This window comes from Streptomyces sp. NPDC002130, assembly GCF_040296465.1.
GTDB lineage: Bacteria > Actinomycetota > Actinomycetes > Streptomycetales > Streptomycetaceae > Streptomyces.
The window spans coordinates 1-12,745 of the sequence record NZ_JBEOXI010000231.1 but is presented as its reverse complement, the minus strand read 5'-3'; the positions used below and the strand labels follow the sequence as shown (position 1 = coordinate 12,745).

Here is a 12,745-nt window from a genome sequence, read left to right as displayed (position 1 = left end):
CTTCGACGCGCTGGTCCAGGCCCCAGCCTTGCGCGTCCTCGATCTTGGTCTGCACCGGGCCCCCCCGGGGGGGCGGTGGCCGGTGTCAGCCGGAGCGGCGGCGGGCGGCCGTACGGCGCTTCAGCGCACGCCGTTCGTTTTCGCTGGTCCCGCCCCACACGCCGATGGACTGCCCGGTGTCCAGGGCCCATTGCAGACACTGCTCCTGCACGGGGCAGCGCCGTCGGCACACGGCCTTGGCCTGCTCCGTCTGCAACAGAGCCGGGCCGGAGGTACCGATCGGGAAGAAGAGCTCGGGGTCCTCGTGCCGACAGGCAGCGTGGTCTCGCCAGTTGTCCATCGAAGTCACCTGCATCGCAGTAGAAACGTGCTCTCTCGCATGCTTACTCCCTTTCGGGTGACCTGTCGATGCCCGGTGAAACAGGGCGTTCCCGGACAGTCGTTCACTGCTCCCGCATGCCCCAGGGTGAGCCGTAGTCCGTCAGCAGGTCCAGGAACGGCCGGGCGGGGAAGGCCTCCGGGCCCAGTACCCCGGCACCGGACCAGGCGCCCGTGGCGAGGAGTTCGAGCGCGACCACGGGGTTGACCGCCGTCTGCCACACCACGGCCTGGGAGCCGTACTCGGCCATGGACCACTGGTTGTCGACCACGTGGTACAGGTACACCTCGCGAGGCTCGCCGTCCTTCACGCCCCGCACCCAGGTGCCCGCACACGTCTTGCCGTGCATCCGCTCGCCCAGCGTCGCCGGGTCGGGCAGGCACGCGGCGACCACGTCCCGGGGCGAGACCTTCACCGGCCCCTCCGGCCCGGGCACGGTCACCGGGTCGGTGCGGTCCAGGCCCAGCAGGTGCAGGGTCCGCAGCGTCTCGACGAACTCCCGGCCCAGGCCGTACTTGAAGGTCACCCTGCGGGCGTCGACCCAGCGCGGGACGAGCAGCACCTCCTCGTGCTCCACGTTCACGCACTCGACCGGGCCGATGCCCTCGGGGAAGTCGAAGACCTCGGGCTCGCTGAACGGCTCGGTGGTGAACCAGCCCTTCCCGCCCTCGTAGACGACCGGCGGGTTGAGGCACTCCTCGATGGTGGTCCAGATGCTGAACGAGGGCGCGAAGTCGTAGCCGTCGACGGCCAGGTTCGCGCCGTCGCGGATGCCGATCTCCTCGATCTCGTCGAAGAGTTCGTCGGCGGCGTACCGCGCGAAGACGTCCGACAGGCCCGGCTCCACCCCCATGCCGACGAGGGCCAGCAGCCCCTCCTTCTCCCAGTCCGCGGCCTGCGCGAACTGCTCGTCGCCGAGCTTGACCCCGCACTCCTCGTACGGCCGCTCGGCGTGCGGACGGGACAGCGACATCGCCATGTCGAGATAGGTGGCACCCGCGGCGCGGGCCGCACGGAACAGAGGCATCACGAAGCGGGGGTCGGTGGCGTTGAGGAGGACGTCGCAGCGATACGAGGCGAGCAGGCGCGCGACGGCACTCTCGTCGCTCGCGTCGACCTGTTCCGCCGTGAAACGCGCGTCGTCGCCGAGCGCCGCGACCGCCGCCTCGGCGCGGTCCGGGTCGTAATCGGCCACCACCATGGCCTCGAAGAACGGCCGCCGGGCCGCGATCCGGGTGACGGCCCCGCCCACACCACCGGCTCCCACGAGCAGTACACGCATGACAGAAACTCCCTATTTGCGAAGAACGTGACGCGTCCTTGCAGAGATGAAACGCCGCCCTGGGACATAAGGTCAATGGCGTTGGCATAAGGAGGGAGTCGTCGTGCCGAAGCCCGTGGTGCCCGAGGAGAAACGCCGTCGGCGCAGGCCCACCAAGAGCGGCACCGTGCTGTCCGAGCAGCTGATCGTCGAGACCGCGCTGCGCATGCTGCGCGAACACGGCAGCGCGGGACTGACCGCCCGCCGGCTCGGCCTCGCCCTGGACGCCGACCCGAGCACGCTCTACCGGTACTTCCGGGGCATGGACGAGCTGACCCTCGCCATCGGCGACGCGCTCATCGGCCAGGCCCTTCAGGGATGGCGGCGAACGGGGGAGTGGAGGGAGGACCTGCGCTCCTTCGGGCTGCGCATCCACGCCGCGTATCTCGCCCATCCGCAGGCCGCCCTTCTGACCACGAACCGCGTCACGGGCCGGGCCCATGAGCTGGCCGCCGACGAGGCCGTCCTGGACGTGCTGCGCACGGCCGGTTTCCCGTTGCCCGACACCGTGCGCATCTACCACGCCTTCATCGACCAGACCCTGGCCTTCGCCGCGCTGGACGCCGCTTCGCTGGCCCTGCCCAGCGACTCGCTGCACGCCGACGAGGACATGTGGCGCTCCACGTACGCCCGTCTGCCCGCCACCACCCATCCCCGCATCGCCGAGGCGGCGCCGCTGCTCGCCACCCGCATGCTCACCAGCGCCTATCCGGCGGCCCTGGAGATGCTGCTGGACAGTGCTGCGGCCCGGCTGGAGGCCGTCCGGGACTGAGCCGTCAGGGCCGCAGCGCCTGCGCCGCCGTCGCCGTCACCGTCTCCGCCACCTGCGCGAGCGCCGGCGAGTCGAGCTTCCACTGCTGCCAGTACAGCGGTACGTCGACCGTGCGGCGCGGGGCGATGCCGACGAGCCGGCCGTCGCGCAGCAGCGGGTCCGCCTGGGGTTCCGGCACCAGGCCCCAGCCCAGCCCGGCGGCCACGGCCTCGACGAAGCCCTCCGAGGTCGGCACGTAGTGCCGCAGGGCGCTCGCGGCGCCGCGCCCCCGGGTGAGTCCGCGGACGAAACCGTCCTGGAAGTCGTCGCGCCGGTCGAAGACCACCACGGGCACCTCCGTGAGCGCCTGCGCCAGGGGCCCGCCGAGGTGGCGCGCGGCGAAGGCCGGCGCGGCCACGGGCAGATAGCGCATCCGGCCGAGCGACCGCACGGAGCAGCCCGGCACGGGATCCGGCGAAGAGGTCACCGCCGCCATCACCGTGCCCTCCCGCAGCAGCGCGGCCGTGTGGTCCTCGTCCTCGCGGCGCAGCTCGAAGTAGAGCCGAAGCTCCTCCGGAACACGCGTGAGAACGGGCAGGAACCAGGTGGCGAGCGAGTCCGCGTTCACCGCCACGGACACCCGGGTGGGCTCCCCGTCGCCGCTCAGTCCGAGCTCCGCGTACGCGTCGTGTTCCAGCCGCGCCACCTGGCGGGCCAGCCGCACCAGCACCTCACCCGACTCGGTCGGCCGCACCGGCTTGGTCCGCAGCAGCAGGACGCGTCCCGTGCGCTGCTCCAGCGCCTTCACCCGCTGGCTGATCGCCGACGGCGTCACATGCAGCGCGGCCGCCGCCGCGTCGAACGTCCCCTCGTCGACGACGGCGAGCAGTGTCCGGACCTGGTCGAGCGGGAGATCCGTCATCATCATATGAGCTAATGATACGTAAGAATCTTTAGCTGGATCCGACCCGGCTGCTTACGTAGCGTCGACGCCATGACCAGCACCTTCACCGCCGGTGCAGCCGGTTTCGGCACCGGACTGTCCCTCATCGTCGCCATCGGCGCCCAGAACGCCTTCGTCCTGCGGCAGGGGATCCGTCGCCAGGCCGTCCTCGCCGTGGTCGGGATCTGCGCCCTGTCCGACGCGGCACTCATCGCGATCGGGGTCGGCGGGGTCGGCGCGGTGGTGGTGAAGTGGCCGGGCGCCCTCACGGTGGTCGGCTGGATCGGCGGCGCGTTCCTGCTGTGCTACGGCGCCCTGGCCGCCCGGCGGGTGTTCCGGAAGGACGGCGGCGCGCTGCGGACCGAGGGGGAGGCGTCGGGATCGGTGCGCCGGGCCGTGCTCACCTGCCTGGCGATGACCTGGCTCAACCCGCACGTCTACCTGGACACCGTGTTCCTGCTGGGGTCCGTCGCCGCCGATCACGGTTCGCTGCGCTGGAGCTTCGGCCTCGGCGCCGTGCTGGCCAGCCTGTGCTGGTTCACCGCCCTCGGGTTCGGCGCCCGCGTGCTCGGCCGTTTCCTCGCCAGGCCCGCCGCCTGGCGCGTCCTGGACGGCCTGGTCGCCGCCACCATGATCGTGCTCGGGGCCCTGCTCATCGCCGGGAGCTGAAAAAAATCGGTCGCCCGATGACCGGCGGTCGATGCGATAGTGATCGCGCCCTGAAGGTGTAGCGACCATCAAGAGAGTGGCGGCGCGTGGACACGAGTGAGAGCACGACGGACAAGCAGGAACCCGAAGCTCGGGCGCCCCGGCGGCGCTGGGCGATGGACACCCGCCCCCTGCGCCGCCCCGCCTACCGGCGGCTGTGGGGCTCGACCGCCGTCACGGCCGTCGGCAGCCAGCTCACCGCCGTCGCCGTCCCCAAGCAGATCTACGACCTCACCGGCTCCTCGGCCTGGGTGGGCGCCGCGAGCCTGGCCGGCCTCGTGCCGCTGATCGTGTTCGCGCTGTGGGGCGGGGCGATCGCCGACACCATGGACCGGCGCAAGCTGCTGCTGATCACCAACAGCGGCATCGCCGTCACCTCGCTGCTGTTCTGGCTCCAGGCCCTCACGGGCCTGGAGTCGGTGGCCGCGTTGATGCTGCTGCTCGCCGTGCAGCAGGCCTTCTGGGGCCTGAACGCACCGGCCCGCAGCGCCTCCATCGCCCGGCTGGTCCCCGCGGACGAGCTGCCCGCCGCGAACGCCCTGGGCTCGACGGTGATGCAGACCGGCCAGGTGGCCGGCCCGCTGCTCGCCGGCGCCCTCATCCCCGTCATCGGCCTGCCCGAGCTGTACCTCATCGACGCGCTGGCGCTGTGTGTGACGGTGTGGGCGGTGTACCGGCTGCCCTCGCTGCCGCCCCTGGCCGGCACCGTGGTGCGGCGCGCGGGCCTGAAGGAGATCGCCGCCGGTTTCCGCTACATCTCCGGCCACACCGTGCTGCTGCTGTCCTTCCTCGCCGACATCGTCGCCATGGTCCTCGGAATGCCCCGCGCCCTCTTCCCGCAGCTCGCCTCCCAGACCTACGCACCCTACGGCGAAGGGCTCGCGCTGGGCCTGCTGTTCGCGGCGATCCCCGTGGGCGCCGTGCTGGGCGGACTGTTCTCCGGCACCTTCTCCCGGGCCCGGCGGCACGGCCTGATGGTCATCGGGGCGGTGGTCGCCTGGGGCGTGGCCATCACGGGCTTCGGGCTGAGCGGCAACCTCTGGGTCGCGGTGGCCTTCCTCGCCCTGGCCGGGGTGGCCGACATGGTCTCCATGGTCTTCCGCGGGGCGATCCTGCTGTCCGCCGCCACCGACGAGATGCGCGGGCGCATGCAGGGCGTCTTCACGGTCGTCGTGGCGGGCGGGCCACGCCTGGCCGACGTGCTGCACGGCACCGCGGGCTCCGCCTTCGGCCCCCGCACCGCCGTGGTGGGCGGCGGACTGCTGGTCGTCGCGCTGATGCTGGTACTGGCCACCGCCGTACCGGCGCTGCGCCGCTACCGGGTCTGAGGTCGCACAGGGCTCACAGGGCTCCGCGCCGGTGCAGCGTGTACTGCTCCATCAGCTTGCCCCGGGTCATCTCCAGCCGGTGGGCGAGCACCTCGGCGACGTTGCGGACCAGCATCATCCCGAGCTCCGGATCCTCCTGGCACAGCTCCAGCACGGCCTGCGCGTCGAACTCGTAGGCCCGCACCGGGCTGAACGCCACAGCGCCGAAGTCCCAGGTGTACGGCGGGAACAGCCAGGACCAGCCGAGCAGGTCGCCCGCGCCGAGGCTGGCCACGGTCACCCGCTGCAGGGAGTTCACCTGCTGGTCCAGGGAGACGGCGCCGGAGCGGATGACCCAGAAGCGGTCGGCCGTGCCGTCCGCCTCGAAGATCCGGGCGTCCTCGGGGAAGGACACCTCCCGGGCCAGCGTCATCAGGCGCTGCCGCTGGGGCGGAGGCAGGGCGGTCAGGAGTTTGATCGCTTTGGTCATGCGGAGCTCCTCGCCGGGCGGTCGACTGCGGTGCTGTCCCTACGCCCATTTCAGCCGCTGCCCGGGCCGCGGGCACCTCGGCGTACGCGACTTCTTCCGGCGGGCCGCCCGGGCATGAAAAAGCCCTGGCTGGACGGGGGGGACCAGCCAGGGCCGTAAGCGGTGATGCACGGAGGAGCAGGAGTCGACTCCGTCACCACGTATATGAACCGTAAACCATTCGGTGGGCCGGTGCGCACCCGAAGACCGGGTTCCGTGACCCGTTTCACGTCCGGGTCACCGCGCGAGCACCCGCACCGTCTCCAGCTCCGGGTCCTCCGGGTCGGGCAGATGCATGCCCGCGTCCAGCCCCGTGCGCAAGTACGCCAGCACCGGCTCGGTCAGTCGCTCACCGGGAAGGACGGCCGGGATGCCGGGGGGATACGGCGTGATCATCTCGGCCGCGACCCGCCCGGCCGCCTCGGACACCGGCACGGTCTCGGCCGGGCCGAAGAACGCGTCCCGGGGCAGCACGGCCTGCTCCATCCGCAGCTCCGCCGGCGACGGCACGTCCACCCCCGGCGCCCTGGGCAGATCCGGCGCCGCCCGCGCCAGGTCCCGCAGCGCCTCCAGCAACTGCCCGGTGGTCTCCCGGTCGTCACCATGGGTGATCTGCGCGCCGATACGGCGGTGGTCCACCAGATGCGCGTCGATCTTCCGGTGCTCGCGCAGCCAGTCCGCCGCCTGGAAGCCCGTGATCCCGAGTCCGGTGAGGTCGATGACGCCGGGCAGCGGGTCGAGGTCGTCGGCCAGACCCGGGCCGCAGAAGTCGTCCCGGTCGTTGACGTGCAGGCCGTCGATCTGCTCGATGGAGGCCCGTACCTCGGCCGCGAGATCCAGCGCACCGCCCATCAGTTCCTTGCCGTGCAGCGCCATCTGCCGCCGCCAGCCGTCGAGCCCCGCGAAGATCAGCACCGACGGGCTGGTGGTGCCGAGCAGGTCCGCGCGCATCCCCAGCAGCTCCGGCGGAACCAGATCCCCCTGGAGGTGGAAGACCGAACCCTGCTCCAGGCCGCTGCCCATCTTGTGGATGCTGGTCACGCAGATGTCCGCGCCCGCGTCCATCGCCCACGACGGCAGATCGGGATGGAAGGGCAGGTGCGCGCCCCACGCCTCGTCGACGATCAGCGGCCGGGAGCGCCGGTGACACACGTCGGCGATCGCCCGCAGGTCGGCGCAGCCGCCGTACGGCGTGGGACTCGTGACGAGGGCGCCGCGCGCGTCCGGATGCGCGTCGAAGGCCCGGTCGAACTCCTCGGCGGACGGGGGATGGGCGAGGTTCCGCTCGGCGTCCCAGCGGGGCTCGACCCAGACGGGCTCGATACCGGAGATGATCAGCCCCGCCACCACCGACTTGTGGGCGTCGCGTCCGACCAGCAGTTTCTCGTGCGGTCCCGCGACCGACAGCATCGCGGCCTTCACCGACAGGGAGCTGCCGCACGTGCTGAAGAACGTGTGCTCGGCATGCACCGCGTCGGCCATCAGCTCCTGGGCGCGTTCCAGCACCCGCCCACGGGTCAGCCGGTCGTCCAGACCGCCCGAAGCCAGCACATCCCCGTGGAACACCGCGTCACCGAGGATCTCCCGGACCGCCGGATCCGCGCCGCGGGCCTGCTTGTGCCCGGGCGGTGTGAACGACAGATGCCCCTTGCGCCGGTACTCGTCCAGGGCTTCCAGAATCGGTGCTCGCGTGTGGTCGGCTGTCATGCGCACCGGGTTCCCGGCGTGTGCCCCCGCAATCCGGTCTCACCCGCACGGCCACCGGCATCCGTCCGGTCAGCCCTCCGGTGCGTGTTTGCCCGGCGTCACGATCTCGTCCAGCACCCGCAGCACCGCCTCGTAGGACATCCGCCGCACGGCCGCGTCCCGGGCCCCCTGCGGGTCGGTCGCGTCCAGTTCCTCGCTCCTGGACCGCCACGTCCGCTCCTCCTGCACCGCGCACTCCCTCGCACGCCGGATGCGCCGCAACAGCTCGTCCGAATCCACCACATCGGTCATGCACCCCCGCGTACCCGCCCAGCGCGCGGAAATGGCACCGGCACTCGGCCGTTCGAGGCGTTTTTCGGGCCCTCCGCCCGGACCGGAGGTTTGCAGGTGCGGTCAGAGGTGAGCCGAAGAGTAAGACCGCGGCGCTCACGCGGTGCGCGCCCCGAACGCCGCGGCAGGTCGAAGCAAGCAGTGGGTCCGAGGACCCGGGCAGGCCCACGCGGGCGGCCCCGGAACGCGGTCCGGACCCGTTTTCCGTCCGTGCTGTCAGGGAGCTGCAGAATGTGCGAGGAGCACATGATCCATTCCATAGGCGAGCCGCCCGGCGTTCACCGGGCCCGGCCGTGCAAACCGGCCGAGGCGCGCCGGGCGGTGGAGCTGGCGGTGGCCGAACGCTGCCGGGCCACCCACACCCCGTGCGACACCAACGCCCTGTCCGACGCGCTGCTCGTCGCCTCGGAGCTGACGACCAACGCGATCCTGCACGGCGGGGGTGTCACCGACTTCCAGGTGGATGTCGACGACCCCGGTGTGCGCGTCTCGGTCAGCGACCGCAGTGACGCGCTGCCCGTGACGGCGCCACGCACCGACCCGCACGGACGCATGCGGCACGGCGGCCACGGCTGGCCCATCGTCTGCCGGCTCGCCCGCGACGTCCGGGTGTCGGACCTGCCCTCCGGGGGCAAGTGCATCACTGCTGTCGTCCCCCTGTTCTGAGTGCCCGTGAGGCGGCACCCAGCAGATTGCACTGCAAAGCGGAGTTTGTTCCCCCGAGTGCAGGGCAGACGCAGTTTCGTGCTTCGGACCGGAGGCGCGCCAGCGGGAGCGGTATGACTGCCCCGGAGGCCTCCAGGCGATCCGGGCGGCACCCTTCCCGCGGTCAGTCCCTGAAACCACCGTTCAGGAGCGAATCCGCATGCTCATCGAAACGCCCACCCATCGTCCCGGCACGCCCGAAACGACGACCCCCGCTTCCCGGCGGCGTCACGACGACGCCCCCGACACCGCCGCCCTCTTCGCCCGGATGGCGGAGCTGGAGGAGGGTCCCGAGCGGGAGGCCGTCCGCGACGAACTGGTCACCCTGTGGCTGCCCATGGCCCACCGGATCGCCGGCCGCTTCCGCGACCGCGGAGAGTCGATCGAGGATCTCCGGCAGGTCGCCGCACTGGGCCTGGTGAAGGCCATCGACCGGTTCGACCCGAGCCGGGGTGCCTTCGAGAGTTACGCCGTCCCCACCATCACCGGTGAGGTCAAGCGGCACTTCCGGGACCGTATGTGGGCCCTGCGGGTGCCCCGCCGTGTGCAGGAACTGCGCAACAAGGTGCGGGTGGCACGCCGTGAACTCACCCAGAACCCGGGCAGCCCCGAGCCCTCCGTGGCGGATCTCGCCACGCACACCGGCCTCAGCGAGGAAGAGGTCAACGCGGGACTCGAGGCCCTGGACAGCTTCAGCACCCTGTCGCTGGACGCCGAACTCTCGGCCGACGACGACGGCTACAGCCTCGCCGACACCCTCGGCGCGGCCGACTCGTCCTACGACATCGTCGTGGACCGCGAGTCCGCCAAGGAAGGCCTGCGCCGCCTGCCGGAACGCGAACGGGCCATCCTCTACATGCGCTTCTTCGAGGACATGACCCAGAGCCGTATCGCCGACCACCTCGGCATCTCACAGATGCACGTCTCCCGCCTCATCAGCCGCAGCTGCGCCCGTGTGCGCGACGAGGTCATGGGGCAGCGGACGGGCAACCGGGGCAGCGGCGGCCCCTCCACCACGGCCTGACCATCCGACCCACGAGGAGCAAAACGACCATGCTGAGGCCCCACCCCACCGTGCTGCGCCGGCTCGTCGACGAGTACGAGGCCCTGTCGGCCGCCGAGGCCGCCCACGGACCGGCGGAGCCGAACCCCAGGGCACGCGACCTGGCGTACACGCTGTGCGTGTCCACGGGCACCCGCGACGTCCAGCGCGCCCTGGAGGCCGCCCACCAGTGGCTCGCAACCGCACCCGCACCGGTTCGCGAACCCGCCGCGCCGATGGCCGGGCAGCGCATGCCGGTCACGGAGCCCGCCTGATCCCCGTGTGCCACTGAGCGACGGGGAGGACGAGGCCGAACGAGGGCCCGGCCGACGGCGCAAGCCGCGGCCGGGCCCGTTCGCGCCACGAGACCGAAACGCCAGGAGTTCCATGTCCACAGCGGGGCGTGAGGCCGCCGCCGACGACGGCGAGCTGGAGCGCCTGCGCGCCGAGGTACGCGACCTGCGGGCCCGTGCCCAGCCCTGCGCCCGCTGATCTCGCAGGCGCACGGCGTTCTCCAGGGGCGATAAGCGCTGCCGGACGGGGAGAGCGCCTTCGCGCTGATGCAGCGGGCGTCCCAGCGGTCCGACGTCAGGCCGCGCACGCTGGGCGTCCTGGTGACCGCAGCGCGGCCCGACGGCTTGGACGCCCCGTGGTTCCCGCGGCGGGTCCGGGAGGCGGAACCGGCCCCGACCTTCACGCAGGCGCACCGGTCCGGGTCCTGCAGCCGGAGTGCCGTCCTGAAGGCCGTGCTGCGTTCCACCCTGGCGGTGACCGGGACCGGCATGGGCGACGTGCAGTGCCCTGACCCGGCGCGCGGAGGTGTGCGCATCAGGCAGCACACCGGCCTCACGGCCGAGTTCGTCGACTTCTTCGCCCGCTCGGCGCGGACGGCACCTCCTGCGCTCGGGCCGCCCGGGGCGTCGCCGCGCCGCCCGCGGATCGAGTCTGCGCCGGTCCTGAGCCCGTTACGGGAGTGACGCTGCCGTGTCGCTGATGAGACAGCACCCGGCCGACAACCGGAATCCCCTGGTCCGGGGGTTGTGCAGGGTGTGTGAACGCCGACCCGGGGCATCCGGACTGCCGGGAGGTCGACATGAACACGAGTGCGATGGCACAGGGCGGTCGGTCGCGGGCCCGGCGGATGGCGCGGGGCTCTGTGACCGAGGGGGCGGCACGGGCGGGTTTCGCCGCCCGGGGCGTGATCTATCTGCTCGTCGGAGCGCTGGCCCTGCAGATCGCCTTCGGCGACACCGGCCGTCAGGCCGACCGCGGGGGAGCCCTTCAGGAGCTGGCGCAGAAGCCGTTCGGCGCGGTGCTGTTGTGGGCGCTGGGCATCGGGCTCGTCGGCATGGCCCTGTGGCGGCTGTCCGAAGCCCTCTTCGGCTCGATCGGCAAGGACGGCCGCAGCGCACGCAAGCGGCTGATGGCGACGGTCCGCTTCGCGTTCTACGTCTTCGTCGCCTACTCGGTGCTGACCTTCGCGGTCAGCCGCCACCAGAGCGGCGGATCCAGCGACCAGCAGTCCCGGGACGCCACGGCCAGGGTTTTGGAGATACTCGGAGGTCAGTGGCTGGTCGGCGCCGCGGGGATCGGCATCGTCGTGGCCGGCGGCTGGATCGCCGTACGCGCGGTGCTGCGCAAGTACCACGACAAGCTCCGGCTGGGTGAGATGAGCCGGCGGACGCGGCAGCTGGTGGACGTCACGGGCGTGGCCGGCGGTGCGGCCCGAGGGCTGGTGTTCGCGGTGGCCGGTGTCTTCGCCGTCCGCGCGGCCATCGACTACGAACCCGACAAGGCAAAGGGCCTGGACGACACCCTGCGCACCTTCGCCGACACTCCGCTCGGCCCCTGGCTGCTGGTGTGCGTCGCGGCCGGGCTGGTGATGTTCGGAGTGTTCTCCTTCGCCATGGCCCGGTGGCGGCGCGTCTGAGCCGCGTTTCGTGGGGAACACGATGCGAATGAGCGATTCCGAGATTCCGCATGGCGATGGCCGGCCCGTGGACATGTACCTGGACCTCCTGCGCATCCGGATGGACACGGAGGACTACCGCCTTCTGATGCGCGCGGTGGAACCCGTCCTGGAGGCGATCGAAGAGGAACGCCTGTCCAGCCTCGACTTCGCGCTCGACTCCGGGGGCGACGACGAACTGCCCCAGGAGGTCCGCGACGAGGTGGCGCTCGTCATCGCCACCGCCGTCACCGGCCGCCTGGACAACGAAGTGGTCGAACTCCACGTCGACGACACCGGCCCGGTCAGGATCGTCACGGACGCCACCACTGCGTCCGACCCGATCCGCCTCGGCGAGATAGCCGACTACATCCGGGACCGGCACAAGCAGACCGAGGAGCTGCGGGGCATCGCCGAGGTGAGCGGGCTGCCCACGGACTTCTGACGGGCAGCGGCTCCATGTTGCTCATCGCGGGGTTCTCACCCCTTGGGCGCGGCCACCGGCACGTCCAGCGGCCGGGCGAGTCCCACCACGCCCTCGTCCAGTCGCTCCAGGTGCCGCAGCACGCGGTCGGTGATGCGGCCGTAGCGCGGCGTACCGGCGTCGGATCCCAGCAGGGAGGCGATGCTCGGCCCGGTCTCGACCTGCGCGTCCGCGTGCTCGTCGGCGACCCGGGCCGCGATCGTCTCGATGTTGCGCACCGTGCGCCCGGCGGCCCCGCGCAGTCGCGGGTCCGCCGCGATGGAGGGATGCGTGGGCAGCAGTTCGGCGGTCGCCGCCAGCGTCCGCGCGTGATACGCGCACGTCTCCAGCAGCGCCACCACGTAGCGGGCCGTGTGCCGCCGCGTCCGCAGGGGTGTGACCGGGTGGATCAGCGGCTGGGTCGCGGCCCGCAGATCGGCCAGTGACTGGTCCAGATCCCGCGCCTTGTCCAGCAGCTCGTCCGCGGGCCCGCCGCTGAGCTGGCCGACCGCGGCCTCGGTGACATCGGCCAGCCGCTCCAGCACGGTGCCCAGCAGCTCGTTCGTACGGCGGTCCGTCTGCACCGGCAGGACCAGCGCCGCAGCGACCACC

General features: G+C 71.9%; 15 protein-coding genes and 1 pseudogene. 9 read left to right on the top strand and 7 right to left on the bottom strand.

What is annotated here, in order from left to right; genetic code table 11:
- Window positions 1–85: 85 nt before the first annotated feature.
- Together ABT116_RS32500 and ABT116_RS32495 are read right to left on the bottom strand one after the other, a co-directional pair.
- Window positions 86–340, bottom strand: a complete 255-nt coding sequence (locus tag ABT116_RS32500; RefSeq protein WP_030844076.1) for a WhiB family transcriptional regulator — start codon at window positions 338–340, stop codon at window positions 86–88.
- Between the two features lie 103 nt (window positions 341–443).
- Window positions 444–1,661, bottom strand: coding sequence for a saccharopine dehydrogenase family protein (locus ABT116_RS32495; RefSeq protein ID WP_351641116.1), 1,218 nt, complete (start codon window positions 1,659–1,661; stop codon window positions 444–446).
- Window positions 1,662–1,764: 103 nt separating this feature from the next.
- On the opposite strand from ABT116_RS32495, the gene ABT116_RS32490 reads away from it, so the two are divergent.
- Window positions 1,765–2,472 carry a TetR/AcrR family transcriptional regulator gene (locus tag ABT116_RS32490; protein ID WP_351641114.1) on the top strand — a complete coding sequence of 236 codons (708 nt, stop codon included), beginning with the start codon at window positions 1,765–1,767 and terminating at the stop codon, window positions 2,470–2,472.
- A 4-nt stretch (window positions 2,473–2,476) separates the two neighbouring features.
- Here the strand turns inward: ABT116_RS32490 and ABT116_RS32485 are convergent, their stop codons facing one another.
- A complete protein-coding gene (locus tag ABT116_RS32485) occupies window positions 2,477–3,376 on the bottom strand; it encodes a LysR family transcriptional regulator ArgP (protein WP_351641121.1) in 900 nt (299 codons plus the stop codon).
- A 69-nt stretch (window positions 3,377–3,445) separates the two neighbouring features.
- On the opposite strand from ABT116_RS32485, the gene ABT116_RS32480 reads away from it, so the two are divergent.
- Window positions 3,446–4,063 carry a LysE/ArgO family amino acid transporter gene (locus ABT116_RS32480; protein WP_351641112.1) on the top strand — a complete coding sequence of 206 codons (618 nt, stop codon included), beginning with the start codon at window positions 3,446–3,448 and terminating at the stop codon, window positions 4,061–4,063.
- 86 nt (window positions 4,064–4,149) lie between these two features.
- The gene (locus ABT116_RS32475; RefSeq protein ID WP_351641110.1) at window positions 4,150–5,430 is read left to right on the top strand and encodes an MFS transporter; all 1,281 of its coding nucleotides are present in this window, start codon (window positions 4,150–4,152) and stop codon (window positions 5,428–5,430) included.
- A 13-nt stretch (window positions 5,431–5,443) separates the two neighbouring features.
- On the opposite strand, the gene ABT116_RS32470 is transcribed toward ABT116_RS32475, so the two are convergent.
- From ABT116_RS32470 to ABT116_RS32460, 3 genes are all read right to left on the bottom strand, one after another.
- Entirely contained in the window at window positions 5,444–5,899 is a 456-nt protein-coding gene (locus ABT116_RS32470; protein WP_351641109.1) for a cyclic nucleotide-binding domain-containing protein, read from the bottom strand.
- 276 nt (window positions 5,900–6,175) lie between these two features.
- Window positions 6,176–7,645 carry an aminotransferase class I/II-fold pyridoxal phosphate-dependent enzyme gene (locus tag ABT116_RS32465; RefSeq protein WP_351641107.1) on the bottom strand — a complete coding sequence of 490 codons (1,470 nt, stop codon included), beginning with the start codon at window positions 7,643–7,645 and terminating at the stop codon, window positions 6,176–6,178.
- Window positions 7,646–7,714: 69 nt separating this feature from the next.
- Window positions 7,715–7,936 (bottom strand): hypothetical protein, encoded by a 222-nt coding sequence (locus tag ABT116_RS32460; protein WP_351641105.1) that lies wholly within the window; start codon window positions 7,934–7,936, stop codon window positions 7,715–7,717.
- Between the two features lie 270 nt (window positions 7,937–8,206).
- Between ABT116_RS32460 and ABT116_RS32455 the strand changes: the two genes are divergently transcribed.
- From ABT116_RS32455 to ABT116_RS32430, 6 genes are all read left to right on the top strand, one after another.
- Entirely contained in the window at window positions 8,207–8,641 is a 435-nt protein-coding gene (locus ABT116_RS32455) for an ATP-binding protein (protein ID WP_502983976.1), read from the top strand.
- A gap of 199 nt (window positions 8,642–8,840) precedes the next feature.
- Window positions 8,841–9,704, top strand: a complete 864-nt coding sequence (locus tag ABT116_RS32450; RefSeq protein ID WP_351641101.1) for a SigB/SigF/SigG family RNA polymerase sigma factor — start codon at window positions 8,841–8,843, stop codon at window positions 9,702–9,704.
- Between the two features lie 29 nt (window positions 9,705–9,733).
- Window positions 9,734–9,997: a DUF5133 domain-containing protein gene (locus ABT116_RS32445; RefSeq protein WP_351641099.1), complete on the top strand. Its 264-nt coding sequence runs from the start codon at window positions 9,734–9,736 to the stop codon at window positions 9,995–9,997.
- A gap of 285 nt (window positions 9,998–10,282) precedes the next feature.
- Window positions 10,283–10,699, top strand: coding sequence for a hypothetical protein (locus ABT116_RS32440; protein ID WP_351641097.1), 417 nt, complete (start codon window positions 10,283–10,285; stop codon window positions 10,697–10,699).
- 116 nt (window positions 10,700–10,815) lie between these two features.
- Window positions 10,816–11,652: a DUF1206 domain-containing protein gene (locus ABT116_RS32435; RefSeq protein WP_351641095.1), complete on the top strand. Its 837-nt coding sequence runs from the start codon at window positions 10,816–10,818 to the stop codon at window positions 11,650–11,652.
- Window positions 11,653–11,680: 28 nt separating this feature from the next.
- Window positions 11,681–12,115, top strand: coding sequence for a hypothetical protein (locus ABT116_RS32430; protein ID WP_351641094.1), 435 nt, complete (start codon window positions 11,681–11,683; stop codon window positions 12,113–12,115).
- 35 nt (window positions 12,116–12,150) lie between these two features.
- Here the strand turns inward: ABT116_RS32430 and ABT116_RS32425 are convergent.
- Window positions 12,151–12,745 (bottom strand): annotated as a pseudogene (locus tag ABT116_RS32425) (FUSC family protein); the annotation flags it as partial.